General features: G+C 65.6%; 23 protein-coding genes. 11 read left to right on the top strand and 12 right to left on the bottom strand.

The window, feature by feature from the left end; genetic code table 11:
• Positions 1-45: 45 nt before the first annotated feature.
• From ASF77_RS22195 to ASF77_RS22175, 5 genes are all read right to left on the bottom strand, one after another.
• The gene (locus ASF77_RS22195; RefSeq protein ID WP_056344971.1) at positions 46-489 is read right to left on the bottom strand and encodes a thioesterase family protein; all 444 of its coding nucleotides are present in this window, start codon (positions 487-489) and stop codon (positions 46-48) included.
• A gap of 37 nt (positions 490-526) precedes the next feature.
• Positions 527-1,996: a sorbosone dehydrogenase family protein gene (locus ASF77_RS22190; protein ID WP_056344968.1), complete on the bottom strand. Its 1,470-nt coding sequence runs from the start codon at positions 1,994-1,996 to the stop codon at positions 527-529.
• Positions 1,997-2,099: 103 nt separating this feature from the next.
• Positions 2,100-2,402 carry a hypothetical protein gene (locus ASF77_RS22185; protein WP_056344965.1) on the bottom strand — a complete coding sequence of 101 codons (303 nt, stop codon included), beginning with the start codon at positions 2,400-2,402 and terminating at the stop codon, positions 2,100-2,102.
• On the bottom strand, positions 2,399-3,232 hold the full coding sequence (locus ASF77_RS22180; RefSeq protein WP_229445549.1) for a hypothetical protein: 834 nt from the start codon (positions 3,230-3,232) through the stop codon (positions 2,399-2,401). Before ASF77_RS22180 ends, ASF77_RS22185 begins: the two co-directional genes overlap by 4 nt.
• Before the next feature lie 16 nt (positions 3,233-3,248).
• Positions 3,249-3,749 (bottom strand): DUF882 domain-containing protein, encoded by a 501-nt coding sequence (locus tag ASF77_RS22175; RefSeq protein WP_229445548.1) that lies wholly within the window; start codon positions 3,747-3,749, stop codon positions 3,249-3,251.
• 283 nt (positions 3,750-4,032) lie between these two features.
• Between ASF77_RS22175 and ASF77_RS22170 the strand changes: the two genes are divergently transcribed.
• Complete coding sequence (locus ASF77_RS22170; RefSeq protein ID WP_056344959.1) at positions 4,033-4,623, top strand: isochorismatase family protein; 591 nt, start codon at positions 4,033-4,035, stop codon at positions 4,621-4,623.
• Positions 4,624-4,671: 48 nt separating this feature from the next.
• Here ASF77_RS22170 and ASF77_RS22165 read toward each other — a convergent pair whose 3' ends face one another.
• Complete coding sequence (locus tag ASF77_RS22165; RefSeq protein WP_056345301.1) at positions 4,672-5,658, bottom strand: LLM class flavin-dependent oxidoreductase; 987 nt, start codon at positions 5,656-5,658, stop codon at positions 4,672-4,674.
• 73 nt (positions 5,659-5,731) lie between these two features.
• Here ASF77_RS22165 and ASF77_RS22160 point away from each other — a divergent pair, with 73 nt between their 5' ends.
• Both ASF77_RS22160 and ASF77_RS23895 read left to right on the top strand, forming a co-directional pair.
• A complete protein-coding gene (locus tag ASF77_RS22160) occupies positions 5,732-6,886 on the top strand; it encodes a serine hydrolase (RefSeq protein ID WP_229445547.1) in 1,155 nt (384 codons plus the stop codon).
• A 137-nt stretch (positions 6,887-7,023) separates the two neighbouring features.
• Positions 7,024-7,713, top strand: coding sequence for a hypothetical protein (locus tag ASF77_RS23895; protein ID WP_200934225.1), 690 nt, complete (start codon positions 7,024-7,026; stop codon positions 7,711-7,713).
• A gap of 86 nt (positions 7,714-7,799) precedes the next feature.
• Here the strand turns inward: ASF77_RS23895 and ASF77_RS22150 are convergent, their stop codons facing one another.
• The 3 genes from ASF77_RS22150 to ASF77_RS22140 all read right to left on the bottom strand — a co-directional run bounded on the left by ASF77_RS22150 (position 7,800) and on the right by ASF77_RS22140 (position 9,450).
• Entirely contained in the window at positions 7,800-8,135 is a 336-nt protein-coding gene (locus tag ASF77_RS22150; protein WP_056344950.1) for a zinc ribbon domain-containing protein YjdM, read from the bottom strand.
• A 76-nt stretch (positions 8,136-8,211) separates the two neighbouring features.
• Positions 8,212-8,790, bottom strand: coding sequence for a lipocalin family protein (locus ASF77_RS22145; protein ID WP_082494007.1), 579 nt, complete (start codon positions 8,788-8,790; stop codon positions 8,212-8,214).
• A 150-nt stretch (positions 8,791-8,940) separates the two neighbouring features.
• A complete protein-coding gene (locus ASF77_RS22140; RefSeq protein WP_082494006.1) occupies positions 8,941-9,450 on the bottom strand; it encodes a host attachment protein in 510 nt (169 codons plus the stop codon).
• Between the two features lie 379 nt (positions 9,451-9,829).
• On the opposite strand from ASF77_RS22140, the gene ASF77_RS22135 reads away from it, so the two are divergent.
• The 5 genes from ASF77_RS22135 (at position 9,830) to ASF77_RS22115 (ending at position 18,928) form a co-directional block, all read left to right on the top strand.
• A complete protein-coding gene (locus ASF77_RS22135) occupies positions 9,830-10,120 on the top strand; it encodes a DUF2905 domain-containing protein (protein ID WP_307181955.1) in 291 nt (96 codons plus the stop codon).
• 136 nt (positions 10,121-10,256) lie between these two features.
• On the top strand, positions 10,257-12,188 hold the full coding sequence (locus ASF77_RS22130) for a PQQ-binding-like beta-propeller repeat protein (protein ID WP_229445546.1): 1,932 nt from the start codon (positions 10,257-10,259) through the stop codon (positions 12,186-12,188).
• A 274-nt stretch (positions 12,189-12,462) separates the two neighbouring features.
• Entirely contained in the window at positions 12,463-15,114 is a 2,652-nt protein-coding gene (locus tag ASF77_RS22125; RefSeq protein WP_056344940.1) for a TonB-dependent receptor, read from the top strand.
• Positions 15,115-15,183: 69 nt separating this feature from the next.
• Complete coding sequence (locus tag ASF77_RS22120; RefSeq protein ID WP_056344937.1) at positions 15,184-17,637, top strand: family 20 glycosylhydrolase; 2,454 nt, start codon at positions 15,184-15,186, stop codon at positions 17,635-17,637.
• Positions 17,621-18,928 carry a hypothetical protein gene (locus ASF77_RS22115; protein WP_056344935.1) on the top strand — a complete coding sequence of 436 codons (1,308 nt, stop codon included), beginning with the start codon at positions 17,621-17,623 and terminating at the stop codon, positions 18,926-18,928. The genes ASF77_RS22120 and ASF77_RS22115 overlap by 17 nt, the downstream gene beginning before the upstream one ends.
• On the opposite strand, the gene ASF77_RS22110 is transcribed toward ASF77_RS22115, so the two are convergent.
• A complete protein-coding gene (locus tag ASF77_RS22110; RefSeq protein ID WP_056344932.1) occupies positions 18,915-19,817 on the bottom strand; it encodes a helix-turn-helix domain-containing protein in 903 nt (300 codons plus the stop codon). The two genes, ASF77_RS22115 and ASF77_RS22110, sit on opposite strands and share 14 nt — an antisense overlap.
• Positions 19,818-20,094: 277 nt before the next feature.
• On the opposite strand from ASF77_RS22110, the gene ASF77_RS22105 reads away from it, so the two are divergent.
• Both ASF77_RS22105 and ASF77_RS22100 read left to right on the top strand, forming a co-directional pair.
• Positions 20,095-22,155, top strand: a complete 2,061-nt coding sequence (locus tag ASF77_RS22105; RefSeq protein WP_056344929.1) for a M13 family metallopeptidase — start codon at positions 20,095-20,097, stop codon at positions 22,153-22,155.
• 134 nt (positions 22,156-22,289) lie between these two features.
• The gene (locus ASF77_RS22100; RefSeq protein WP_056344926.1) at positions 22,290-23,222 is read left to right on the top strand and encodes a S9 family peptidase; all 933 of its coding nucleotides are present in this window, start codon (positions 22,290-22,292) and stop codon (positions 23,220-23,222) included.
• A 5-nt stretch (positions 23,223-23,227) separates the two neighbouring features.
• On the opposite strand, the gene ASF77_RS22095 is transcribed toward ASF77_RS22100, so the two are convergent.
• Together ASF77_RS22095 and ASF77_RS22090 are read right to left on the bottom strand one after the other, a co-directional pair.
• Complete coding sequence (locus ASF77_RS22095; protein WP_056344923.1) at positions 23,228-24,082, bottom strand: CAP domain-containing protein; 855 nt, start codon at positions 24,080-24,082, stop codon at positions 23,228-23,230.
• A gap of 92 nt (positions 24,083-24,174) precedes the next feature.
• A complete protein-coding gene (locus ASF77_RS22090) occupies positions 24,175-24,597 on the bottom strand; it encodes a hypothetical protein (RefSeq protein WP_056344921.1) in 423 nt (140 codons plus the stop codon).
• A gap of 637 nt (positions 24,598-25,234) precedes the next feature.
• Here ASF77_RS22090 and ASF77_RS22085 point away from each other — a divergent pair.
• Positions 25,235-25,519, top strand: coding sequence for a hypothetical protein (locus ASF77_RS22085; protein ID WP_156648989.1), 285 nt, complete (start codon positions 25,235-25,237; stop codon positions 25,517-25,519).
• The last annotated feature ends 589 nt before the right edge of the window (positions 25,520-26,108 follow it).

The raw sequence follows: 26,108 nt of genomic DNA, 5'->3' as shown, positions 1-26,108 counted from the left end.
AAAAAACGGACTGCATCTGCAGTCCGTTTTTTTTGCCTTGTTCGATCAGTCCACCCAGTTCACGCGTTCAAATTTGTTGCGGAAGTCGTCGGACATGGCGACCACCTGGCTGGTTTTATAGTTGTAGAACACGAAGCCCGACTTAGCCATGGCGACCAGGGCCTTGTCCTTCGGGCGCGTGATGCGGAAGGTGATGTCGCCGCCGTACTTATTAAAATCCATGACGCCGACTTCGAACAGCAGCTGGTCGCGCGCATGGGCTTCGGCGCGGTAGGTGGTGGCGAGGTCGGTGACGATGATGCCGGTGCCGTCGCGCTCGGTTTCGGGAACGCCGAACTCGAACAGGAAACGGGCGCGCGCCTCGGAGATCATCGAGATCATCGAGTCGTTGCCAAGGTGGTTCGCACCGTTGATGTCGGTGACGCGCACCGTCAGCGGCGTGGAATAGTAATACTGGTCTTCGGGGAAGTGGAGGTGTAAGCGTGCCATCTCCTCATTCTACCCGCTTTGGAGTGCGTTCCTGGCCTCAGCCCCCTGCGCCTCGGGTGATCCGGAATATGCGCCCGCCTGCGTTGACGACGTAGAGCTCGCCCGCACCGTCGCGCCCGAAGGAAACCACCTGTCCGGCCGTGTTGAGGTTCCAGTCGCGCTGCTCGGCGATGGCCGGCTCGGTGGGGAAAAAGCTTTTCACGAAGCCGCGGCAAAAATCCGAATAGAAATAGCGCCCCGCCAGTTCGGGAAGCGCCGTGCCCCGGTACACGTAGCCGCCGGTGATCGAGCAGCCGTTGACGTCGTTCGCGCCGTGTTCGTATTCGAAGCTGGGCAGCGTCAGTCCGCTGCGGTCGCAGCTGGCCGCGCCGAAGCAGGCCGTGCCTTCCATGATGTCCCAGCCGTAGTTCAGGCCGCCCTGGCTGGCGGCGGCCACATTGACCTCTTCGCGCGCGTCCTGGCCGACGTCGGCGACATACAGCTGCGTACCGTCGAAGGCGAAGCGCCATGGATTGCGCAATCCATAAGCCCAGATTTCGGGCCGCCGTCCGGCCTGGTTGAGGTAGGGATTATTAGGAGGAATCGTGTAGGGCTGGGCGCCCGTCGCGCCGCGCACATCGACCCGCAGCAGTTTGCCGAGCAGGGAATTCAGGTTCTGCGCATTGCCCTGCGGATCGCCGCTACCGCCGCCGTCGCCCGTGCCGGCATACAGCATGCTGTCCGGGCCGAAGGCGACCAGGCCGCCGAAATGGTTCGTGAACTGCGGATGGGGAACGCGCAGGATCACCAGGCCCGAGGTCGGATCGGCCAGGTTGGCGTTGGACGAGCTGCCATAGCGTTCGACGACGATGTTCTGGGCCAGATCCGTGTAGTAGAGGTAGAAATAGCCGTTGCGCGCGAAGTCCGGGTCGAAGGCCATCGACAGCAGGCCGCCTTCGCCGCCGGTGAACACGTTCGGGCTGATGTCGAGCCAGGGCTGGGTCAGTGTCACGCCGCCTTGCACGATGCGGATCACGCCGCGCCGCTCGACCACGAACAGGCGCGTGTCTCCGGGCGGCGCGGTGACGAAGGTGGGATTGGTAAAGGTCGGCCCGATATCGGCCAGTGCCAGCGTGAGCGCCGTGCTCGCATAGGCGAGGGTGGCCGTGGCGGTGGCGCCGGCAGTGACCGCCACGCTCTGGGTAAGCGGCGTCGGGGTATAGCTGGCGCTGCCCTGGGTGGCGCTGGAGGCGGCCACGGTATAGCTGCCGGGCGTGAGGTTGGCCAGCGTTTGCGTGCCGGTCAGATCCTGGGAATAGTTATTCGGGCCGGTGACGCGGACGGCGCCATTGACGCCCGCCGGCAAGCCGTTGATGACCACCTGCAGTGAACCAGTGGTGGCCGCCGGCGGTGGCGTGTCCGGTGTGCCGATCGTGCCCGGATTGCCGACGCCACCGCCGCAACCGGCGAGCAGGAACAGCAGCGCCAGCAGGGAGCCGAGGAACATCCGTACGCGATCGACCAGCATGGTGGGCCTCCACAGGGAACGGAACGTCTGTGAGGCAGATTCTGCCAGCCTAATCGGCAGAGCCGCGCACGCGAGCGTGCTGGCAATTTCTTTCTGTGTCCTTTTAAGGGGTAGAAGGGGCGCGCTGGCGAGTGCGTACAACGCGCCCGGCCGGATCGACCAGGATGACGAATTCGCTGAAGCGGCCGCCGCCCGCGGGCGCCTGATAAAGCCAGGCCTCGTAGCCGCTGTCGAACACGACGGTCTTGGTCTTGCCGAAAGCGGCGAGCAATTCGGCCTTGGTGGTGCGCCCGGGCACGACCGCGGCGGCAAGGCGCTCGGCCGCGACCTGGGTGCCGGGCGTCGTCTCGCCGGTGGCGCAGCCGGCCAGGATGAGGGTGGCGAGAAGGAAGGCGCGCGTCTTCATGGCGCTGCCTGCGCGGCCGGGGCCGTCATGTAGTCGAATTCGACCAGGGTGTCGTCGGGCCAGCTCTTGTCCCACAGGGGCGCATAATAAGTGCGGTCGAGCAGCACCTGGCAATCGCAAAAACGCAGCATCTCGGGCGTCTGGTTGCCGCCGGCATACAGCATATTGAAAGGCAGATCCTCGACCCGGTCGCCGGCGCGCAAGCGTACGCCGAAGAGGGGGCGGTCGGCGAAGAACAGGTAGTTGCCTTCGAGGCTGTTGCAGACCTGGTCGGCGCTGAGCAGGGCGTTCGACAGCCAGGCGAACAGCTGCGAATTGTTCGACACCAGCCCGGCTTCGGTGCCGACCCGGCATTCGAGGCGCAGGTCGCCGAGGCGGCGCGTGTCGGGCGGCAAGCCGGGCGTGCGGATCAGGGCGCGCCAGGTCATGCTGGTGGTCTTGCGGTTGGCGAGCACGGCGGCGTCTTCGCGCAGGGCTTGCTCGTTGCGGGGAAGGACGAAGCTGTTGTCAGGCCCGATCGGCACCGGCACCGAGACCGTATCGCCGGCCACGCGCAGCGTGATGCCGTCCATTTTCACGTCGGGAGTGCGCGGCAGCAGCTGGAAGCGCAGCGGCGCATGGGGAGCGAAAGCATGTTCGCGCTCGAAGCGTTCCATGCCCTGGATCATCTTGCGGTAGGACTTGTCGACCGGATCACGTGTCGTGGAGACATTGACCTTCGCAACTGGTTCCTGTGCTTCCTGTTTGATTTCCTGCGCCGCCCCCGCCCCCGCCCCCGCCGCCGCCAGGGCGGCGCAGACGAGAGGGAGGCAGCGCAGGAGAGGGCGCATCGCGTAGGTCAGCCGATTACCAGTAACGAACCCGGCCGGTGTCCATGTGGACGAACTGCGAGTCGGGATAGTAACCGACGCCGCCGGCCTTCATCGCCATGGCCGCCTTGTGCAGCTGGGCCAGGTTCTTGCCCGGCAGGCGGATGTCGATCGCCTTGCCGTCCATGTGCATGCTGTGCTTGGCGACACCGCCGGACGCGGCGGCCAGCTTGGCGTTCGATTCCGGCGAGCGGTAGCCGGAAATGATGTGCAGCACCTGGTTGTCGCCGAATTTTTCGCTGACGTCGTTCAGCAGCACGATCAGTTTCGGATCCATCTCGGCGATCTTGTTGTTGCGGTGGTCGCGCAGCAGCTTGTTGATATCTTTGAGCGCGTCCGGAATGAACTGGCCTTCGGCCCAGAAAACACTACGCAGGCTTTCACCCGTATGGGTGTTGTACAGGCGCACGCTACGTTCGACGGGGCCAGTCTGGGCAGCTTTTGCCAAGGCCGGCATGCCGATCGCGGATGCGAGCACAACAGAACTTTTGAGGAAAGAGCGTCGCTGGTTCATTGAACATCCTTACGCTAGGTTCAGAAACGACGATGATACTCCGATTTCGTTATCTTTGCAGAGGATGCGCGGTTTTTGCGCCACGATGACGGTTAATTAACAACTTTTAGCAGTGGTTTGCATGCAAATAAGTCAACAGGGCCACCTCCTGTACCAGTCTGGCACCAGGCGAGCCGCAGAACGCATGCCCGGCCGTGCGCCATCGGCCACGCCGTTGACCGATACTCGTTCCCACAGGAGGACAACGATGGACGATTTTTCGATCGATCTGGCCGGCACGGCCCTGGTACTGATTGACCTGCAGAACGGCAACATGGCGCGCACGCTGGCGCCGTATTCGAGCCAGGCCGTGCTCGGCAACTGCGTGCTGCTGGCGCAGGAGATGCGCAACCGCGGCGGCATGGTGGTGTTCGTGCGCGTGCTGATGAACGAGCTGCAGTCGCCGCCGGCCGACGCGCCGCTACGCGCTCCGGGCGCGCCGCCCCCGCCCCCGGACGCTTCCCACTTCGCCCCGGATGCCGGGGTCGAAGCGACCGATATCGTCATCACCAAGCGCCAGTGGGGCGCCTTTTACGGCACCGAGCTCGACCAGCTGCTGCGGCGGCGCGGGATCAAGACTTTGGTGCTGGGCGGCATCGTCACCAACCTCGGCGTCGAATCGACGGCCCGCGCTGCCTACGACCGCGGCTACGCGCTGGTGTTTGCCGAAGATGCGATGAGCGGCATCACGGCGGAAGCGCACGATTTCGCGTGCAAGAACACGTTCAGGATGATGGGACGGGTGCGTACGACGGCCGAGTTGATCGACGCGTTGCAGGCGGGGACGGGCGAGGCATAAAGCTTGACGCCGCGTTGTTCGCGCGGTGCGCGCGCGGGCATGCCCGCCCTACGCGGCCGCGTGCACCTGCGCCGTGATCTCGTACGAGCGCAACCTCGCCGCGTGATCGAAAATCTGCGAGGTGATCATCAACTCGTCCGGCCGCGTGTGCGCAATGAACGCTTTTAATTGCGCCGCCACCGTCGCCGGCGAACCGATCGCCGAGCAGGACAGCACCGCGTCGAGCATCATCCGTTCCGACGGCCCCAGCGCTTCCAGGTAGCCGCGCACCGGCGGCTGCAGGCGTGTCGGGCGGCCGCTGCGCAGATTCACGAAAGCCTGCTGCATCGAGGTCGCCTGGAACTGCGCCTCCTCGTCGGTGTCGGCGGCGAACACGTTAAAGCCGAGCATGACATACGGCTTGTCCAACTGTGCCGAGGGTTTGAAGTTGGCGCGGTACAGTTCGATTGCCTGCATCATCATCTGCGGCGCGAAATGCGAGGCGAACGCATACGGCAGCCCGAGATGGGCAGCGAGCTGGGCGCCGAACAGGCTGGAACCGAGGATCCACAGCGGCACGTTCAGACCGGCGCCCGGGACGGCGCGCACCTGGCGCCGCGGTGAGTCGGCGAAATAATCCTGCAGTTCGAGCACGTCCTGCGGGAATTCGTCCGCGTCCGAGGCCAGGTTGCGGCGCAGGGCGCGCGCCGTGATGTGGTCGGAACCGGGCGCACGGCCCAGGCCCAGGTCGATGCGGCCCGGGAACAGCGATTCGAGCGTACCGAACTGTTCGGCAATCACGAGCGGCGAGTGATTCGGCAGCATGATGCCGCCGGCGCCGACCCGGATGGTGGAGGTGCCGGCTGCGACATAGCCCATCAGCACCGAGGTGGCGGCGCTGGCGATGCCCGGCATGCCGTGGTGTTCGGCCAGCCAGAAACGGTTAAAACCCCAGCGTTCGCCATGCTGGGCGAGGTCGAGGGAATGGTGGAAGGAAGTGCGTGCGTCGCTGCCTTCGGCAATGGGCGACAGGTCGAGTATGGAGAATGGAATCATGCGTTTCATGATACGCCGAAGGATATTTTCCCGCTGGGAGCGCCCCGATTCCGGTGTGCGGCGGGCTGCGGCCGTGACGGGTTGCCTCGCCATGCTGGCCGGCTGTGCGGGCTTGCCGGACAGCGGTAGCCAGGCCCGCTTCGACGCCGCCCAGGTCGCGCGCATCGACGCCGCAATCGAGAACGCCATCGCCGCGCGCCAGCTGCCGGGCGCCGTTTTTCACCTGGAACGCAATGGCGCCATCCACCAGCGCGCTTACGGCCGTTTTACCTATGCGCTTGACGCCGCGCCGGTGACCACGGCCACCGTCTTCGATGCCGCATCGCTGTCGAAGGTGCTGGCGACGGCGCCCTCGATCCTGCTGCTGCACGAGGACGGCAAGCTCGACCTCGATGCGAAGCTGGTCGATTATCTTCCGGAATGCGCGGGTGGGGGCAAGGAGGCGATCACCATCCGCCAGCTGCTGACCCATACCTCGGGCCTGGCCGCCGGCCTGCCGCGCAAGCCGGCCTGGGAGGGACGGGAAGCGGCTCATGCCCGGGCCTGCGCGCAAAAGCTGACCCATGTGCCGGGCAGCTACTTCCGCTATTCCGACATCAACTACCTGCTGCTTGGCGAGCTGGTGCGCAAGGTTTCGCATATGGAACCGGACGCCTTCGCCGAACAGCGCCTGTTCAGGCCGCTGCGCATGCGCGACACCGGCTACCTGCCGCTGCGCCGCATGGCGCCGGATTCCATCGCGCCCACGCAGCGCGACCCGGCTACCGGAGCGCTGCTGCAAGGCGTCGTGCACGATCCGACCGTGCGCCGTATCGGCGGCGTGGCCGGATCGGCCGGCGTATTCGCTACCGTCGACAATATCGCCCGCTATGCACGCATGCTGCTGGGAGGCGGAGAACTCGACGGCGTGCGGGTGCTGGCGCCGGAGAGCGTGCGCCTGCTCACCACCGTGCAGACCCCGCCCGGCATCGCATCGCTGCGCGGTCTCGGCATGGACATCGACTCGTCCTTCGCCCAGCGTCCGCGCGGCACCGTGTTCCCGCTCGGCAGCTACGGACATACGGGATTCACCGGCTGCGTGCTGTGGATCGACCCGGGTTCGCGCACTTTCTATGTCTTCCTGTCGAACCGCGTTTACCCGGACGACAAGGCGAATGTCATGGATCTGTATACCGCGCTCGGCACGCTGGCGGCACAGGCGGTGGGGATGGGTGCAGCGAGGCCGTGAAATGTGTCCGATATCTTTCCGACAGGCTAACGTGCGCTGCTCCCGCTTCGACCTCTCTACACTCGGCCACCTCGGATCACTCAATTATGTCATTGATATTGTTGAGCTTTTCCAGCCCCAATCATTAGGAGATAATCATGACAATGCATAAACTGTTAAAAGGCTTGCTTGGTACCTCGATCGCCGCCGCGATGGCGCTGTCGGTGAACGTGAATGCGCAGACGAGCAGCTCGACCGGTTCGCAGGCGAGTGACCAGACCTCCAGCAGCAGCAACATGAGTTCGAGCAAAAAGCAGAAGAAGGACAAGAAGGACAAGCAAAACAAGCAGTCGGGCAGCAGCAGCAGCGGTTCCAGCGGCGCCTCGAGCACCGGCTCGATGGGCACCAGCGGCAGCGGCAGCGCCAGCGGCACCAGCGGCAGCGGCACCACGGGCGGATCGGGCAGCACCTCGGGCACCAGCGGCAGCTCGGGTACTTCGGGCACCAGCGGCACCAGCGGTTCGATGGACAGCGGCACGACCGGCGCCACCGGCACCACCGGCTCGATGGGCAGCGGCGCCTCGGGCACCAGCGGTTCGATGGGCACCAGCGGTACCTCAGGCACGAGCGGCTCGATGGGCACCAGCGGTACGTCGGGCACGAGCGGCTCGATGGGCACCAGCGGTACCTCGGGCACGAGCGGCTCGATGGGCACCAGCGGCACCTCGGGCACGAGCGGTTCGATGGGCACCAGCGGCACCTCGGGCACCAGCGGTTCGATGGGCACCAGCGGTACCTCGGGCACGTCCGGTACCGGCACCACGACCACCGGCACCAGCGGCCGTTAATCTTGATTGGCCCGGTTCGGCCGGGCTGTCATACAAAAACACCAGCGCGCGCGCTGGTGTTTTCGTTTGTCCGGTGCGTGCGGCTTTTACACCTTGCGCACGAATTCCGTTTTCAGGCTCATTGCGCCGAAGCCGTCGATCTTGCAGTCGATGTCGTGGTCGCTGTCGACCAGGCGGATGTTCTTGACCTTGGTTCCCTGCTTGATGACGCCGCCGGAGCCCTTCGGCTTCAGATCCTTGATGACGGTAACGGTGTCGCCGTCCTGCAGTACGTTGCCGGCCGCGTCGCGGTAGACGCGCGCCGTCTCGGCGGGCGCCGCCTGCGCCGACCATTCATGGCCGCATTCGGGGCAGACCAGGTTGGCGCCATCCTCGTAGGTGTAGGTGGAGTGGCAGGCAGGGCAGGGCGGCAGGGAGCTCATGGCAGGTGCGGAGAAGAGAAAAGGGCGAGTATAGCGCCGCCGCCCATGACCACGCGCGAGTCTACCTGGCCGCGGTTTACTCCTGCGGCGTGCGCACCAGCTTGCGCACGTCCAGGCCCTGGCCCGACAGGCGCGCCACCAGGGCGTCATAAGCGGGTTTGCTCACCGTCGGCGTGCGCGACAGGATCCACAGGTATTCGCGTCCCGGTTCGCTGACGGCGGCCAGGCCATAGTCGCGATCGAGGTCGATGACCCAGTAATCGCCCCACACCATCGGAATGAAGGAGAGCAGCGCCGGTGCGAAGCGCACCTTCAGCCGCGGCGAGGTCTTGTCGCCGACCTGGCGCGCGACGCCGACGGCGACGTCGGTGCCGCCGTCAGCGAGGCGGCAGCGGTTCTCGACCTGTACCCGGCCGTCGGGCAGGGCGGTATAGGTGGCGGTCGTAAAGCCGGCGCACTTGCGCTGGAAGCGGTTCGGGAACTTGGCGATTTCGTACCAGGTGCCGAGGTAGCGCGGCAGGTCGAGCGCAGGTATCGTCGCCAGGTCGCTGCGCGGATGGGTCTCGTTGCTGGCGGCCCAGGCCTTCATGCCGACCAGGACGACCGTGGCCAGCAGCGTTCCCTTGATCAGGGTCGGAGTCAATCGCTTGTTCATGGTGATCCTCGTTCTTCGATAGCGCCATGGTAGAGGTCTACGGCGAACACGGCCGCACGAATCGTCCGCGCGCGGATCGGGCCAGGCGCAGGACGAAAAAAAACGCCAGCCGGTGCGGGCTGGCGTGACGGGTTCGATCCCGGTGCTGCTTTATTCTGCGGACTTGGCCTGCGCCGCCTGTAGCTGTTCGCGCAGCTGGTGGACGGGCACCTGCGTGTAGTCCTTGTTGAATTCCTGCTTGATGACCGCCTTGACGTGCGAGTCGAGATTGCTGCGCAGCGTGCCCAGGAATTGCGGCGAGGCCGAGATCACCAGGTGCTGGTAGCGGCCTTCCTGCTGGGCCTTGAGCAGGTACTGCGAGAGATCCTTCGCGAACAGTTCGGTCTCGTGTTCGGCCGGCGTCTGGTTCGGCTCGTACTGGCTGTTCGGTGCGCCGGCGGGAGCGTTATGCTGTGCCGGGCTGCCCTGCGCCCCGCCGATGGCGTGCCCGCTCTTGCCGGCCGCCAGGATGCCGACCCGGTCGGTGTTGATTTCCTGGTCGCGCAGGCGCGCACCGTTGTTGACCATGTCTTCCAATTCCCGCAGCGGTTCTCCCGCACCGTCTTCGGAGAAGAACCGCGCCCGGCCTGCGTTGGCCGTGATAATCCAGGTTGTTGGCATGCTACCCCCTGTCAATAATGAATCGTGAATGAGTGTTCGATCCCGCAGCCAGGCGCGGTGTGCCTGAGCCGGGTACAAACGCGAAAGACCGGCGATCGCATACAGATGAGCCCTGTCAGGTTCGCCGATGCCCGCGTACACCCGGCATGGGCACTACGCATCGAACATCGGCCAACCGACCGCCGTGACGGAGGGCGGAGCACGGACGAGTGTGGCCGGCAGTGAAAACAGCCGGCTCCCGATCGGCGCGACCAGGTTCATCTTCATTCGATCGTCGCTTGAATCGAGTATAGCACCGGGGTTCGCTACCCCGACGCACCCCATGGCGCAGCCCGTGCGCGGCCTTTCGCGCGCCTGCCGCCGCCCAGGCCGGGGCACAATGGATGCCGATTTCACGCCGACCGGAGCCGACCATGACCGACCCTCGCAGCGCCTTGCCGCCCGCCGCCCGCGCCCCGGGCAGGACGCCATGCAGCGCACGCTGATCGTTCTCGGCCTCGCCATCGCCGCCATCGGCCTGGCCTGGCCCTGGCTGCGCAAGCTGCCCTTCGGCCGCCTGCCGGGCGACATCCACATCGTGCGCGAAGGCTTCAGCTTCAGTTTTCCGATCGCGACCTGCATCGTGATTTCGATCGTCATCTCGATCGTGCTGTGGTTCTTCCGGCGCTGAACACGCGCAGCCGGCGCCGTCGCGATGTTGCTCGGCCACTCCTTTCGGCAACAAAAATTATCTAAAAGTAAATTTCACCTTTATAATTTTGTTTGTTTTTTTTAATAACAAAATGATAGGTGGAGATATGCATTTCGTGAAATCGGCAACGGCGGCCCTGCTACTCGGAGCCTTCCTGGCTGGTTGCGGCGGGGGCGGCGGAGGCGGCGCCAGTGCGCCGGTAGTGGCGAACGCAGGCGGCACCACGCCGGGCACCGGCGCAACGCCGCCGGTTGCCGCCGACGGATCGTGGCTGACGTTCACTCCCGCTGCGCTATCGCTCAAGAACTATCACGGCGAGACCAGCAATATCGTGATCGGGGCAAAATCGAGCCGCACGTTCGACAAGCCCTTTAACGTCGCGATCATCGAGAGCCAGGGCGTGGTCTCGACCCAGGTAGGAATCAGCAAGCAGTCCGACCTCGAGTACATCTTCAGTCTGCGTACCGTGCCGCTGGCTGTGGGTACCCACACGACCAAGCTTCAGGTACGCCTGTGCGAGGATGACGCCGCCGTCTGCAGCAAACCTTTGCCGGGTTCGCCCTGGTCGATTCCGCTGACGGTCGAAGTTGCCCCTGTCGTGCAGGCACAGGGACGCGTGACGACAATGCCAACGGCCGTCAACCTGGTGGCCTATGAAGGCGAGCCCGTCTCGATGCAGCTCGGCGTGACCGTCAACTCCACATTCGACGTGCCGGTCGGGATCGCGGTCGCAGGCGGTGCCGGCGTGATCGCACCGAACGTGACGGTCTTCCAGGACGGACGCGGCCAATACAGGGCGCAACTGGTCAGCGCGGCTTCCTTGCCGCTGGGCGAACACAGCTCCTCGCTCCTGGTGCGCTTGTGCTACGACGACCCGCGTGAGTGCAAGAACCCGGTGATCGGATCGCCCTGGACGGTGCCGGTAAAAGTGACGGTCAAGCCGGGTACGAACCTGACGACGCTGGGGGCGGTGCCGGGACTGGCTGCGTGGAGCAACTACGGCGGCAACGCGGCGCACACTGCCTACGCGGCGGCCAGCTTCGACCCGACCCGCTTCACGCGCCGCTGGAGCAAGCCCGAAACCGCCCTGGGCTCCCTGGGCGCGCCCGTCATCGTGAACGGCAAGCTGTTTGCGGTGCGCGGCAACCGGTTCGGCAACAGCGACCTTGTCGCCATTGACGAAGCTAGCGGCGAGATCCTGTGGAACACCAGCATCGGCACCGGCGTCGAGGCGAGTACGCCGGCCGCCGTGGACGGCAAGGTCGTCCTCACCGCGTATGGCAGCATGATCAGGCTGTCGGTGTTTGACCAGGCCAGCGGACAGGCACTTGCGATTAACCTGATGAACATTTATTCGGAATGCCAGGCCGGGCCGACGGTGGCGGGCGGGATGGTCTACAACTCCTTCAACCGCATCTCCAAATTCAACCCCGCGACCGGCCTGCTCGAATGGAGCAGCCCCATGAAAGAAAGCAGTCTCTGCGCACCAGTGGTGGACGGCAGCCTCGCGTACACCTTTGCATCGAACCAGCTGTATGCGCTCAACACGGCGGACGGTAGTGTCGCCTTTACGATCGCGGATCAAGGCAATGTGGCCGGGTTCCCAGGAGGAGTTCCGCTGGTGCTGGGGGATGGCATGGGCTTTGTCGTCCACGGCAAGCGCCTGCTTGGCTTTGACCTGCGCACGCGCTCGCGCGCATGGCTGGCCGAAGGAACGCCCGTCGGCCAGCCCGTGTTCGCCAACGGCATCGTCTATACGCTGGCCAATGACGGCGAGGAGGTCGAGGCGCGGGCAGCGGCGACCGGCGTCGTCCAGTGGAAGTCGGCCGGGCTGAGCAACTGGTCGGCCCGCACGCCGTACGCGCGCATGGCCGTGACATCGAACCTGTTGTTCGTCAGCGGGCCGACCGCGACGGTGGCGGTCGATCTCGCCAGCCACCAGGTCGTGTGGAACTATCCCTTGGGCGGCGAGCTGGCGATCTCGGATCGCGGTGTGCTGTATATCTTCGCGGCGGGTGGCAAGCAGGTGGCCATCAACCTGCGCTGACCGGCTCCCGTGCCAGGCACGACGCCACCTCCGGGTGGCGTTTTTTTTTGCCATCCGCTTGCCACACCCGCATGTCTTAAATATGACACGCGCATGCGCTCAGCAAGATTTGACAAACATGGCCACAAAAATAACAACACAATGCCGTCCATACGAAGAGTGAGGCGCCCATCAAAAAAGACGCCCGACACATTCGAAACGGGTTTGCACGGTAACCGACCGGCTGCGCCGACGAGGCGCCGCGCCCGCCAACCATAATGTTTTGGAGACGAACATGAACCACTCGATGGCACGGCAGGAATACAGGATCACGGCGATCGCTTGCGCGGTGATGGTGTTGACGATGAGCGTGGCGCTCGAGGCGCGGGCGCAGCAGGCCGACGGCGCCGACCCCGGCATGCAGCAGGTCGTCGTCACCGGCGTGCGCGCCGCGCTGGAACAGTCGCTGCGCCAGAAGCGCAATGCCGACGGGGTGGTCGAGGTCGTCACCGCCGAGGACATCGGCAAGATGCCCGATAAAAACGTGGCCGACGCCATCCAGCGCCTGCCGGGCGTGAACACGCAGTCCTCCGCGGGCGGCGAGGGCGGCTTCGGCGAGAACGACCGCGTCAGCCTGCGCGGCACCAGCCCCAGCCTGCAGCAGACCCTGTTCAACGGCCACGCCATCAGCACCGGCGACTGGTTCCTGCTGAACCAGATCGGAGGCAACGTCGGCCGTTCCAGCAGCTTCTCGCTGCTGCCTTCCGAACTGGTCGGCTCGATCGTCGTGCAGAAAAGCGCCAGCGCCGACCTGGTCGAAGGCGGTGTCTCGGGCGCCATCAACGTCATCACGCGCCGCCCCCTGGACTTCCGCCAGCAGCTCACCGTCGAGGGCTCGGTGCAGGCCAACTACAACGATTTGTCGGACAAGGCCGAGCCCCATCTCTCGGGCCTGGTGGCCTGGAAGAACGCGGCGAATACGGCCGGCTTCCTGATCCAGGGCTTCTCCGAAAAGGCGGCCGTGCGCCGCGACGGCCAGGAGATTCTCGGCTACACGCCGATCAATGCGGGCAGCGCGGCGGCGCTGGCCAATCCGTCCCTGGCCGGCGTGCTGGTGCCGACCTTCATCGGCGCCACCCTGTTCGAGCAGACCAAGAAGCGCAGCGGCGGCGCCTTCGACATCGAACTGCGTCCGGTGCGCGGCCTCAGCCTCGACCTGAACGGCTTCTATTCCGAACTGAAGGCGCCGCACCAGAACACCAACTGGCTGGCCGCGCCCGCCAATTCGATCAACAGCGCCAACCAGATTCCCCAGAACCCGGTTGTGCGCAGCAATACCCTGGTCGGCGCCGGCTTCGCCGTCAACAACGGCGAGGTCGACAATATCTATCGCCCGAACGCCGGCGGCGAATCCTGGTACCTCGACTTCAACGGCAAGTTCAAGGTCAGCGACGACCTGAGCATCTCCGGCAAGCTCGGTAAGACCCACGGTGTCGGCTACGACCGCGACGACGTCTTTTATCAGAACAACGTCGACGGCGGCATGGTGTATGCCTTGAACGGCCTTTCGCCCGCCACCGTCAGCTACCCCGGCGGGAACACGACCTCGCCCGGCAGCACGGCCTGGGCCGGCGGCGGCGAGGCGCAGTCGGTCGACCAGGAAAAGTATGCGCAGCTCGACGCCGACTGGCGCGTGCGCGATTCCTTCGTCACCGCCCTGCGCTTCGGCGCGCGCTTCACCGACCACCACCGCACGGCCGAACACCCGCTGGAGACGCGTCCCGGCCCGCTCGGCTTCACCAATCCCGGCCCCGCCTGGAGCGGCCAGATGTACCCGTCCGACTTTGCCAATGACCTCGGCGGCAACCTCTCGTCGAACTATTTCAAGTACGACGGCGCGGCCCTCGGCGCCTGGGGCGCGGCGCCCGGCAACCGCCTGCTCGACTACGTGGTGCGCCACAACTGGATGGACGAATTCCAGGTCGGCGAAAAGACCTCGGCCCTGTACGGCATGGCCGAATTCGCGCTCGACCGCTGGAGCGGCAACGTCGGCCTGCGCGCGGTGGAGACGCGCCAGACCACGGTCGTGAACCTGCCGGGCGGCCCCAACCCGATCCTTGGGTCGGCCTTCGGCCCCTACACGCCGACTACCTTCAAGCGCACCTACCGCGACTACCTGCCGAGCGTGAACGTCAAATTCGATGCGCGCGACGACCTGGTGCTGCGCGCGGCGGTGGCGAAGACCATCGCCCGGCCCGACTATTCCGCGCTCGGCGGCTCGGTTTCGCTCAACGACGACGCCCTGAGCGGCAGCGGCGGCAACGTCAATCTCGACCCGGTGCGCTCGACCAACTTCGACCTCTCGGCCGAATGGTATTTCGCACCGAAAGCGCTGCTCTCGGCCGGCTTCTTCTACATGGATCTGCGCTCGATCGTGGCCCAGGGCACCAGCACCGGCACCTACTACAACAACAAGCGTAGCGCCCTGGCTGAGTACCAGATCACCTCGCCCTTCAACACCACCGGCACCAACAAGGGCGTGGAACTGAGCTGGCAGCAGCCCCTGTGGAACAACTTCGGCTTCCTGGCGAACTACACCTTCGCTGACGGCGAGCTCGATGACGGCGGCGAGCTGCTCAACTCCTCGAAGCGCACCTGGAACCTCACCGGCTATTTCGAGAACGAGCGCTTCAGCGCGCGCCTGGCCTACAACTTCCGCTCGGCCTACAAAGCCGGCGTCGACCGCGGCGCCAGCCAGCACGTGGACGACATGCCGTCTCTGGCGGCCTCGGTCAACGTCAAGCTCACCGAGCAGCTGACGCTCACCTTCGACGCCCTGAACCTCACCAACGAGACCATCAAGATGTACGCCGAAAACCGCGACCGTCCGCGCGCCTTCTACTCCAACGGCCGCACCTTCTACGTCGGCATCCGCGGCAAGCTCTGATACCAGGCGCGGTGCTTCGGGCAAGGCCGGCTCCGGTCTTGCCCTTTTTTATGCGGATAAAGGAAGACGATGCCGACACCACATCCGGACGGCGTCCCGGTCGCGATCGACTGGGAATGCCTGGCCAATTGCGTGGGCGACGACCGTTTCGCGGCCAGGCTCGTCCTGCGCAACGTATCGCAGGCCCCGATCGCAGCGGGCTGGCGCCTGTACTTCAATACCTGCCGCAAGGTGCTGCCCGAGACGGTGAGCGGCGGCTTCAGCATCGCGCATGTGAACGGCGACCTGTTCGAACTGCGCAGGCGGGACGACGCGCCCTGGTTGCCGGACGAGCGTTTCGAGCTCGACTATCAGGCGCGCTATTGGGCCATCAGCCGCACCGATGCACCGCTCGGGTTTTATCTCGTCACGGCGGCAGGAGAGGTGGCCGGCCTGGGCGACCCGCGCATCCTGCCGTTCACGCGGCCGGCGCAGCTGCGGCGGCATGCCGAGGATCGCGTGCCGCCCAGCGATGCGGCGCGCCGCTTCGTCGAGAACGGCGCGGTGTCTCTGCTGCCGCTCGGCGAGGTCGGGCGCATCACGCCGCGGCCGCTGTCGGCAAGCTTTGGTGACGGACACTGCCGCATCGGCCGCGACACGCGCGTGCGCTGCGAAGCGGGCCTGGAAAACGAGGCCGCCTTCCTGCATGCGCTGCTGGCAGGCCTGGCGCCGGGTGGCGCCGGGATGACGATCGTGCTCGAAACAGGCGCCGTCGATGCCGCCACGCCGGCGCCCGATGAGGCCTATTTACTTGAAATCGGTGGTGACGCCGTTCTCCTGCGCGGCGCCGGCGCCCATGGCGTCTTCAACGGCTTGCAAACCCTGCGCCAGCTGCTCGACGCCGAGGGCGGACTGCTGCTTGGCCGGGTGCTCGATGCGCCGCGCTTCGCCTACCGCGGCATGATGCTCGACGTGGCGCGCCACTTCGCCGACGTCGGCACGGTGCTGCGCCTGCTCGACTGCATGGCCCTGTATAAGCTGAATCGCTTCCACTTCCACCTCACCGACGACGAAGGCTGGCGCCTGCCGGTCGACGCGCTGCCCGAACTCGTCGAGGTCGGCGCGCGCCGCGGCGTGGGCGCGGACTGCTTGCCGCCATCCTTCGGTTCCGGCCCAGACCCTGCCGCTTCCGCCGGCAGCGGCCATTACAGCCATGAAGAGTTCGTCGCCATCCTGCGCCATGCCCAGGCGCGCCACATCGAGGTCATCCCCGAATTCAACCTGCCCGGCCACGCGCGCGCGGCGGTGCGGGCGATGCGGGTGCGTCACGACCGCCTGCTGGCGGCCGGCGACGTCGAAGGAGCGAACGCCTACCGGCTCGACGATCCGGACGACGTGTCTCAGTACGAGTCGGTGCAGCTCTGGCACGACAACGTGATCTGCATCGCGCGGCCCTCGTGCGACCGCTTCGTCGACGCAGTGGTGGCGCAGGTGGCCGACCTGTTCCGTACAGCCGGGGTGCTGCTGCGCGCCATCCACCTGGGCGGCGACGAGGTGCCGGCCGGCGCCTGGATCGGCTCACCGATCTGCCAGGCACGGATGGCGCGCGAAGGCTTGAAGGACGTGCACGAACTGCGCGCCGACTTCACCGAGCGCTGCCGCGCCACCCTCGCGCGCCACGGCCTCGCCTTCGCGGGTTGGGACGATACCGCGCTTGCGCCCGGCGCAGAGGGCGTGCGCGCCGATCCGCGCTTCGCCGGGCCGGGCTTCCAGGTCTACGTCTGGAACAATGCGACCGGTTCGAATCAGGAAGACTGCGCCTGGCGCCTGGCGAATGCCGGCTACGACATCGTGCTGGCAAATGCCGCGCATTTGTATTTCGACCTGGCCCATGCCAAGGATCCCGAGGAGCCGGGTTACTATTGGGCCGGCTTCGTCGACACCCGCACGGCCTTTGCCTTCTGCCCGCTGGACACGGCCGCGCTGCCGGGCGCCGACCAGATGGGCCGGCCTTTACACCCGCAGGCGGCGGCGTGCCAGGTGAAGCTGGCTGCGCCCGAACGCGTGCTCGGCCTGCAAGGCCAGCTGTGGGGGGAGAACGCCCATTCGCGCGCGCGCGTCGAATACCTGGCGGCGCCGCGCCTGCTGGCGCTGGCCGAGCGGGCCTGGAGTCCCGATCCGCATTGGGAACGCATCGCCGACCCGGCCGCGCGCGCACGCCGCATCGACGCCGACTGGAACGAATTCGCCAACCGCCTAGGCCGGCGCACGCTGCCCCAGCTCGACCGCGCGCTGGCCTATGGCTATCGCCTGCCGCCGCCCGGCGCCGTCGTCGACGCCGGCCGCATCCACGCGAACGCCGCGCTGCCGGGCCTTACTTTGCGCTACAGCTTCGAAGGAGCACCGCACGCCGGCAGCCCGCGCTACGAAGCGCCGCTCTCCATCCCGCCGGGTACGCACAGCGCTACAATCGCCGCATTCGACACGCGCGGGCGCAGCAGCCGCGCCGTTACCCTCGACCTGAAGGATGTTCCCGATGCCTGATGCCGCCATCGCCACGCCGGCCGCCCCCGTGCGCCACCCGCTGGCCTGGGTGCCGACCCTGTACCTGGCGCAGGGCTTGCCTTTCTATGCGGTGGCATTGGTGGCCGGATTGATGTTCAAGAGCCTGGGCGTGCCGAACGAGCAGATTGCACGCTGGACGGGGGTGCTCGGCCTGGCCTGGGTGTTCAAGGCGCTGTGGAGTCCCTTCCTCGAACTGGCGCGCAGCAAGAAGCGCCTGGTGGTACTGTTCCAGCTCGCCGGCGGCTTGTCTCTGGCGGCAGTCGCCCTGGCCTTGCAGCTGCCGGCCTGGTTCGGCGTAGCGATCGCGCTGCTGGCGCTGGTGTCGGTGGCCTCGGCCACGCACGACATCGCGGCCGACGGCTTGTACATTGCCAGCCTGTCGGCGCGCCAGCAGGCGGCCTATGCCGGCTGGCAGGGCGCCTTTTTCAACGGCGCCAAGTTCCTGTCGCTGGGCGGGCTGGTGATCCTGGCCGGCTACCTCGAAACACGCATCGGCACGGCCGGCGCCTGGACGGCCGTGTTCGGCCTGCTCGGCGCCGGTCTGGCCGCGCTCGGCCTGTACCACGCCTGGGCGCTGCCGGGCGCCCTCAACGTGCCGCCCGAGGCGACGTCGGCGCGCGCCATCGCCGCCACCCTGGTCAACGTCGTCAAGGCCTTCTTCGCGAAGGACGGCATCTGGCTGGCGATCCTGTTCATCATCCTGTTCCGCGCCGCTGAAGGGCAGATCCAGACCATCGGCCCGCTGTTCCTGCGCGACGCACGGACTGTGGGCGGCCTCGGTCTGACCACCGCGGAAGTCGGCGCCGTCTACGGCACCGCCGGCACGGTGGCCTTCCTGGCCGGCTCGATCGTTGGCGGCTATTTCACGGCCTGGATCGGCTTGAAGCGCGCGATGCCGCTGCTGATCCTGGCGATGAACCTGCCGAACCTGGTGTTCTATTACCTGAGCGCGGCCCAGCCCGAGTCGCTCACGGTCGTCGCGGTGGCGCTGGGCGCCGAGATGTTCGGCTACGGCTTCGGCTTCGTCGGCGTGATCCTGTTCATCATGCAGGTGGTCGCCAGCGGCAAGTACCAGACCGCCCACTATGCGCTCGGCACCGGCTTCATGCAGCTCGGCTTCGTGCTGTTCAAGGTGGTCAGCGGCGACATCCAGCAGGCGCTGGGTTATCGCTCCTTCTTCCTGTGGGTGCTGGCCTGCGCGCTGCCGGTGCTGGTGCTGAGCTGTTTCGTGCGGCTGGAAAGCGCCGAGAAAGCCGTCAGCGCTTCTTGACGGGCAGGGCCAGCCAGCCGCGCCATCCGCCTTCCGGCGCGCGCTCGACCATCTGGATGTGCGGGCGCGTGCTGTCCAGGCGCCAGACCGTCTGGCGGTCGAGCCAATCCTCGTACATCGAGCGAAAGCGCGGCCACTCGCCGCAAAAATCCAGGCAGGCATAGCTGCCGGCCGGGAGCAGGCGCATGCCCAGGCTTGGATCCGGCCGCACCAATCCTTCGAAGCCGAAGTCGTAGCAGTATTCGCGTTCGCCCGTAAAACCCGGGTCTTCGTCGAACACGCCGTACCAGGGCGTGCCGGGCGGGGCATCGCCGCGCCGTTCGCGCTCGCAAATGAAATCGTTGCAGGCGATCGAGAGGGCGGCGCCGGACTGGCCGAAGAAGCGCTGGTAGCGCAGCTTGATGGCCGGCAGCGCCTGCACGCGGATGCGCGCGGCCACGCTGCCCGGCTCGGGCGGGCAGTAGGGGGCGAGAATGACGTCCAGGTTGTCCGGCTCGGCGACGAAATAACTGACGTCGCTTTCTCGCCCGACCTGCTGATCCATGTAGGCGCGCCAGCCGCCTTCGCGCCAGGCCTTGGCCGACATGGCGAACTGCTGCTTGAAGGCTTTGGCGAAGGCTGCGTTCGAGGGAAAACCGCAATCCTGGGCGATGCGCAGGATCGACACGTCCGGCTCGTGGCGCAGCAGGTGGGCGGCGCGGCGCAGGCGCCGCTTTCTCTGGTATTCCACGGCGGAAAAGCCGGTCAGCTCGCGGAAGATGCGGTCGAAGTGGAAGGACGAATAACTCGCCGAGGCGGCCAGGTTCTTCAGCGCCAGCGGATCGCCGACCGAGTCGAGCATCAAGTCCATGACCTCGTACAGGCGCGACACGCGGGAGGTCGGCTTCATGCGCGCGCTCCGGCCAAGGAGGGGGAGCGGGTGAGCGAAGCGGAAGGGCGGAAATGCGGCATCGATGGCATCCAGGGCGCAGGTGCCGCCATTATGGCTGAAGTCGCGGCCGATGGCGAAAAAGCCGTCAATACACCGACCGGGCTTTCGATAGCGCCTGTACTGACAGGCGTTGTGCCAAAACCCCATGCATATGCGATTGCCCGGCCCATCCCTTGGCAGTGCCCGCCTTTTCCTTTAGGATCGTTTGATTACAACATTGAAATACGGAGAAAACATGAAGCGTACCCTGTGCAGCACCCTGATCGCGGGGCTGTTCGCCGTCGCCTCCCAGGCCGGCGCCTCGGACGACCATCCGAAGGCATCGGTGACCGTGGCCGCCGCCGTCTCGGGCGTCGACGTCAAGGCGATCGATCCGAGCGTGCGTGCGCAGGACGACTTCTTCCGCTATAGCCAGGGCAAGTGGCTCAAGGACGTCGAGATCCCGTCCGACCGTTCGAGCTGGGGCGCCTTCAACGACGCCGCCGACCGCGTCGAAGGCCAGGTGCGCACCATCATCGAGAGCGCCGCCGCCGACAAGAACGCGAAGGCCGGTTCCGCCAACCAGAAGATGGGCGACTACTACGGCTCCTACGTCGACCAGGCGCGCCGCAACACGCTCGGCCTGGCGCCCCTGAAAACCGAACTGGCGCGCGTCCAGGCGCTGAAGGACAAGCGCGGCGTCGCCGCCCTGTCCGCGCACTTCTCGCGCATCGGCGCCGGCGCCCCGCTCGACATGTACGTGGGCCAGGACAACCGCGATTCGACCCGCCTGGTGGTGTCGGTCGGCCAGTCGGGCCTGGGCCTGCCTAACCGCGACTACTTCCTGCTCGACGACGCGCGCCTGAAGGACATCCGCACCCAGTACCAGGCGCACATCGAGAAGATGCTGACCCTGGCCGGCCACAAGGATGCCGCCGCCGAAGCCGCGCAGATCGTGGCCCTGGAAACCGAACTGGCGCGCGTGCAGTGGAGCGCGGTCGAGAACCGCGATCCGGTCAAGCGCTACAACAAGATGAGCTTCGCGCAGCTGAAAGACCTGATGCCGGGCTTCGACTGGGCCACCTGGGCCAAGGGCACGGGCATCCAGGGCAAGGTCGACTCGCTCATCGTCAGTCAGCCGAGCTACCTGGCCAGCCTGGACAAGATCATCGCCGCCACCCCGGTCGAGACCTGGCGTTCCTATTTCGCCTTCCGCCTGCTGAGCAGCTACGCGCCTTACCTGTCGCAGCCCTTCGTGGACGAGAGCTTCGCCTTCCGCGGCGCCGTCCTGTCGGGCACCAAGGAAAACCGCGCGATCGAGAAGCTGGCGATCGCGCAGGTCAACCGCGACCTCTCCGAAATCGTCGGCAAGGTCTATGTCGAGCGCCACTTCCCGGCCGAGCGCAAGCAGCAGGTCGAAGCGATGGTGAAGAACTTCGTGATCGCCTTCCGCGAAGGCATCCAGACCCTCGACTGGATGAGCGAGGAGACCAAGAAGCAAGCGCAATTGAAGCTGTCGAAGATGAACGCGAAGATCGGCTATCCGGACAAGTGGCGCGATTACTCGTCGCTCAAAATCGCCCGCAATGACCTGGTCGGCAACGTGCTGCGCGCACGCGAGTTCGGCCACCAGTACGGCATCGACAAGCTGGGCAAACCGGTCGACCGCGCCGCCTGGAGCATGTCGCCGCAGACCGTCAACGCCTATTACAGCCCGACCCTGAACGAAGTCGTGTTCCCGGCCGCGCGCCTGCAGTACCCGCTGTACGACGCCAACGCCGAACCGGCGGTGAACTATGGCGCGGTCGGCATCTCGATCGGCCACGAGATCAGTCATGCGTTCGACGACAAGGGTTCGCAATTCGACGGCGACGGCAACCTGCGCAACTGGTGGACGAAGGAAGACGCGGAAAAATTCGCCGCGCGCGGCAAGGTGCTGGTGGCCCAGTACGGCGCCTACAGCCCGCTGCCCGGTTATAACGTGAACGGCGAGCTGACGCTGGGCGAGAACATCGCCGACAACGCCGGCGCCATCATGGCCACCCGCGCCTATAAAATTTCGTTGAACGGCAAGCCGGCGCCGGTGATCGACGGCTTCACCGCCGAGCAGCGCCTGTTCATGGGCCTGGCCCAGGCGCGGCGCGGCAAGGCGCGCGACGCGGCCCTGATCTCGCAGGTGAAATCCGATCCGCACTCGCCGTCGGAATTCCGCGTCAACGGCAGCATGCGCAACCACCCGGGCTTCTACGAGGTGTACGACGTCAAGCCGGGCGACAAGATGTACCTGAAGCCGGAAGAGCGCGTGATCTTCTGGTAAGACGCAGGGTCTGACCGGCGCCGCGGCGCCGGTTTTTCAATCCGCGTTGTAAGGACATACATTCATTACAATGTGCGCCTTTTCGGGCGGGGCGCGGGTGCTACCCTTGGCGTTTTCATCGCTACCCGCCCAGCATGATCCCGCGCCGACATCGCCTGCTTGCCAGCCTGGTGTGCCTGCTCCTCCTTGGCGCCATCTTTCTGTTCGCCTGGACGCGGCCCGCCGCGCCGCCGCAGCGGCCGCAAACCCCCAGCGCGCCATTTCCCTACCGCGTCCATGAAGTCGCCTTCGCCAACGCCAGCGCGCGCCTGGCCGGCACCCTGACCGTTCCGACGACGCCCGGCCCGCATCCGGCCATCGTGCTGATTCCCGGCTCGGGCGAGGTCGACCGCGACGGCGCGCTGTTCGGGCACCAGCCCTATCGCGTGCTGGCCGACGACCTGACCCGGCGCGGCTTCGCCGTCCTGCGCAGCGACAAGCGCGGCCTCGGCCAGTCGAGCGGCAATTTCAACAACGCGACCACCCTCGACTTCGCCGACGACATCCGCACCGCCGTCTCCTTCCTGCGCAGCCGCCAGGAGATCGACGCCGGCCGCATCGGCCTGGTCGGGCACAGCGAAGGCGCCCTGATTGGCACCCTGGTGGCGGGCAAGGATCCGAGCATCGCCTTCCTCGTGCTCATGGCGGGCAACGGCGTCCCGATGCGCGCGCTGCTGCAGGCGCGCGGCCCGCAAGAGTCGAGCCCCTGGATGCGCACGCTGCTGACGCTCGACCCGCAAGCGGCCCTGCGCCAGGTGCAATGTCCGGTGCTGGCGCTGGTCGGAGAAATGGATCGGGTCGTGACGGCAAGCGAGAACATTCCGGCGCTGCGGCAGGCCCTGGCCGGCAACCCGCGCGCGCAGGTAGAGCGCCTGCTGGGCTTGAACCACTTCTTCCAGACCGCGCAGACGGGAGAGATGGCGGAAGTAACGACGCTCGACGAAACGATCTCGCCGCAGGTTTTACAGCTGATCGGCAGCTGGGCCAGCCGCCAGGTTGGGTCGACGGCTGCGCCGTCCACGCGTTGACTGACTCAGCGCCGCGACCCGAACACCTGCGTCCAGTACACGAAGCCCGGCATGCGCGCGCGGCTGATCGCATAGCCGGCGCCCATCTCCGTAAAAGTCGGGTTCATCAGGTTGGCGCAGTGGCCTGGACTGTCGATCCAGCCGTCGACCGCCTCGCGCGCCGAGGTCTGGCCGGCTGCGATGTTCTCGCCGACCAGGCGCCAGCCGTAGCCGGCGCGCGCGGCGCGGTTGCCCACTTCGCTGCCGTCCGATCCCTGGTGCGCCATGTGTCGGCGCTTTGCCATGTCCTGGCTGTGCGCCAGCGCCGCCGCGCCGAGAGAATCGTCCCAGGCCAGCGGCGGCGCGGCGCCGAACGCGCGCTCGCCGCAGCGGCGCGGCACGGCGCGGGCGGCGTTCGCGAAGGCCAGAATCTCGCGCCCGACCACGGCCTGGTCGGGCAGGGTAATCGGCAGCAGCGGCCGCGCCAGCACGATCGTCCATTCATCGCCCTGGCGGCTGGCGCCGACGTCGCGCCACGCGGGGTTCGCCAGCACGCGGCAGTAGGGTTGGCGGATCGCCTCCAGCACGCCCGCCGCATCCGGCGCGCCGCGCGTATAAATGATCTCGACCTGGGCCGCGTGGTAGCCGACGCGTTCGAGTGCGGACTCGGGAAAGGCGCCGGCGCCGATGCGCACCCGTCCCAGCGCGGCATTGGTGTTCAGCGCAGGCGCGGGACGGGCGCCGCCGCAGTCCTGCGGCGCTGCGCGGTAGGCATTGATCAGGGCAACGAGGCGGCTGTCGTTTTGTGCCTGTGCCCCGCCCGCGACGAGCAGGGCGGCGGCAAGGACAGGCGTGGCACGGACATGGAACGGGAGCGGCATGGGTCACAACAAAGGAAAATGGACGCGCTCCCAGCATACCCGCCCGCCGCGGCGCCCGCCTTTCCGGTTGCGATTGCTAACAATTCAGGGCGTCAGCCGCGGCGGCAGCTCAGGCGCGCCTTTTCGTATTGGCGCACGACGAGCCGCTGGGGCGCGTCGTCGCCGCAGCGGTAGACGATGCGCAGGGTCTTGCGCGCCCCGACATCGGGGTCGCCGCACAGCTTGTCGCTGGCGGCGACCACTCCGCGGTTCTCCTCGACTTCAGCGCGCACGCCCCGGCGTGCATTGCACGAGCCGTCCGGCGCGTAATACGTCGCTTCCAGAATCTGCAGGTAGGAACGGTCGCGGCCGCGATCCCCGCCGCCTCGATCCTCGCGCGCATCACGCTGGGCGGCGGCATAGCCGTCGTCGTAACCACGGCGATAATCGGCGCTCTGGGCAAAGGCCGAGGTGGACGCGGCCGCCAGGGTCAGCAAGGCGGCAATGTGCTTGATGTATTGGGTTGCATTTTTCATTCGATCACTCCTTGTTCAAACAATGGAGCCAGCGTAAGGCAATGGCTCAGTTCGCTCTGTACGTACGGGCACAGTGTGGCATCCAAAGTTGAAATAAGGATCGTTCTCGCTGTAAGTAAAGTTTCAATGTGTAAGCGGGCAAGCGCTCGATCAAGCCCGGCCGGACGCATAGGCGCCGCCCAGCTTCCTTAGGGCCTCATGCGGCGCCCCCTCATCCGCCAGCATCGGCGAAATATCCGGATCGCGCGCGAATTCGTCCGCGAAAATGCTAGCTAGAACTCAAAGCGCTGCAGGACGAGTGCATCTGGGCTGCGACGAGGCAGGTGCCGGCTGTCGCATCGCAGGAGGCATTCATCAACGGGATCAGGAATCGCTCTGAACGTGGACGTTAGCGGCTCCGCGCGGGGGGCGGCCAGGATGGCGTCGTGGAACAGCGCCATGTGCGACAAGGCGGAGCGGGTGCGTTAGCAACGTAGCTCCAACCGCAGGGGCTACTTTACGGTTGCCATTGCTAACAATTTTGATGATCAGTTGAAGCGTTCATGCGAACATGAGCAAAAGAACATGCGTATCGCCAGAGTGCGTAGTGATGCGAACCATTAGCGCATATACCAGACAAGGATAGGAGATGGGCAGCATGAGTTTTCGACCACTCGGCAGGAAGCACCATATTGCCCTTGGCATCGGGTTGCTTGCTGCCCTGGCCTGCGCTGTTGCAGGGATCTGGTCGATCAAAAACGAATTCCACTACCTCAACCGGGCCGATCGTATCGCCTTTTTGGTCGATGAACTGACTGTCACGCCCGCGCGGCAACAGCGGGCGATGGATGAAATCGTCAAGGATGAAAACGGCGCTTTCATCTATCTGCTCAGGCATCTAGACGACCGCGTTCTTTGGCCGAACGGGACGTATTGTTCCTGAATACGCATCCAAACGCTTTTGAACAATATTTTCACGCGGGTGGGGCGCAGGTCGGCGAAACTGTCTTGCGGTATTTGTGCTGGAAGAGCGGCCGCTGTGATGTTGGGTTTGATGTTAACGATGTGACGGCGATAAAAATACAGCGGCAAAAGATCGAGCAGTATTGCAGACAGAATTTTATTGAGCCCGCTCCGTATCGAGGAACATAGTGTCGACAGCTTTCTCAATTAGAAGGGATCGGTAGGGACAATGCAAGGTAGTAGGGAGGTATCTTTGCATGCGAAAACGGCGATATAGTTCGAAGAGTTGATACTTTAATTGTCGACGCAATTAATCGCCCGCGACCGAATTTTCAATGACCGATAAGAATAAAATTCTTCTAAACAACTACAGGCGAATTGCCCTCATGGTGTTTGTTGTATTTACTTTGTTATATGTGGGCGCCATATTAGCGTACGCAAGTATTTCTGATGCTCATCACACTGCTATATGAATCGCCACGAGTTTCCTAGACACTCGCGAGCCGCTTGAAATACTGCTTTTCATACTCGACCGGCGACAAGTCATTGCTGAAGCTGTGCCGGCGCTT

Source organism: Massilia sp. Leaf139 (genome assembly GCF_001424165.1).
Lineage (GTDB): Bacteria > Pseudomonadota > Gammaproteobacteria > Burkholderiales > Burkholderiaceae_D > Telluria.
Note: the sequence above shows the minus strand (reverse complement) of the source record. Positions and strands in the feature narration are given on the sequence as shown.

What these genes read in the sequence shown, in the direction of transcription:
- ASF77_RS22195 (WP_056344971.1), bottom strand. Translation starts at nt 489, where the DNA reads ATGGCACGCTTACACCTCCACTTCCCCGAAGACCAGTATTACTATTCC.
- ASF77_RS22190 (WP_056344968.1), bottom strand. Translation starts at nt 1,996, where the DNA reads ATGCTGGTCGATCGCGTACGGATGTTCCTCGGCTCCCTGCTGGCGCTG.
- ASF77_RS22185 (WP_056344965.1), bottom strand. Translation starts at nt 2,402, where the DNA reads ATGAAGACGCGCGCCTTCCTTCTCGCCACCCTCATCCTGGCCGGCTGC.
- ASF77_RS22180 (WP_229445549.1), bottom strand. Translation starts at nt 3,232, where the DNA reads ATGCGCCCTCTCCTGCGCTGCCTCCCTCTCGTCTGCGCCGCCCTGGCG.
- ASF77_RS22170 (WP_056344959.1), top strand. Translation starts at nt 4,033, where the DNA reads ATGGACGATTTTTCGATCGATCTGGCCGGCACGGCCCTGGTACTGATT.
- ASF77_RS22165 (WP_056345301.1), bottom strand. Translation starts at nt 5,658, where the DNA reads ATGATTCCATTCTCCATACTCGACCTGTCGCCCATTGCCGAAGGCAGC.
- ASF77_RS23895 (WP_200934225.1), top strand. Translation starts at nt 7,024, where the DNA reads ATGACAATGCATAAACTGTTAAAAGGCTTGCTTGGTACCTCGATCGCC.
- ASF77_RS22150 (WP_056344950.1), bottom strand. Translation starts at nt 8,135, where the DNA reads ATGAGCTCCCTGCCGCCCTGCCCTGCCTGCCACTCCACCTACACCTAC.
- ASF77_RS22145 (WP_082494007.1), bottom strand. Translation starts at nt 8,790, where the DNA reads ATGAACAAGCGATTGACTCCGACCCTGATCAAGGGAACGCTGCTGGCC.
- ASF77_RS22140 (WP_082494006.1), bottom strand. Translation starts at nt 9,450, where the DNA reads ATGCCAACAACCTGGATTATCACGGCCAACGCAGGCCGGGCGCGGTTC.
- ASF77_RS22135 (WP_307181955.1), top strand. Translation starts at nt 9,830, where the DNA reads ATGGATGCCGATTTCACGCCGACCGGAGCCGACCATGACCGACCCTCG.
- ASF77_RS22125 (WP_056344940.1), top strand. Translation starts at nt 12,463, where the DNA reads ATGAACCACTCGATGGCACGGCAGGAATACAGGATCACGGCGATCGCT.
- ASF77_RS22120 (WP_056344937.1), top strand. Translation starts at nt 15,184, where the DNA reads ATGCCGACACCACATCCGGACGGCGTCCCGGTCGCGATCGACTGGGAA.
- ASF77_RS22115 (WP_056344935.1), top strand. Translation starts at nt 17,621, where the DNA reads ATGTTCCCGATGCCTGATGCCGCCATCGCCACGCCGGCCGCCCCCGTG.
- ASF77_RS22110 (WP_056344932.1), bottom strand. Translation starts at nt 19,817, where the DNA reads ATGAAGCCGACCTCCCGCGTGTCGCGCCTGTACGAGGTCATGGACTTG.
- ASF77_RS22105 (WP_056344929.1), top strand. Translation starts at nt 20,095, where the DNA reads ATGAAGCGTACCCTGTGCAGCACCCTGATCGCGGGGCTGTTCGCCGTC.
- ASF77_RS22100 (WP_056344926.1), top strand. Translation starts at nt 22,290, where the DNA reads ATGATCCCGCGCCGACATCGCCTGCTTGCCAGCCTGGTGTGCCTGCTC.
- ASF77_RS22095 (WP_056344923.1), bottom strand. Translation starts at nt 24,082, where the DNA reads ATGCCGCTCCCGTTCCATGTCCGTGCCACGCCTGTCCTTGCCGCCGCC.
- ASF77_RS22090 (WP_056344921.1), bottom strand. Translation starts at nt 24,597, where the DNA reads ATGAAAAATGCAACCCAATACATCAAGCACATTGCCGCCTTGCTGACC.
- ASF77_RS22085 (WP_156648989.1), top strand. Translation starts at nt 25,235, where the DNA reads ATGAGTTTTCGACCACTCGGCAGGAAGCACCATATTGCCCTTGGCATC.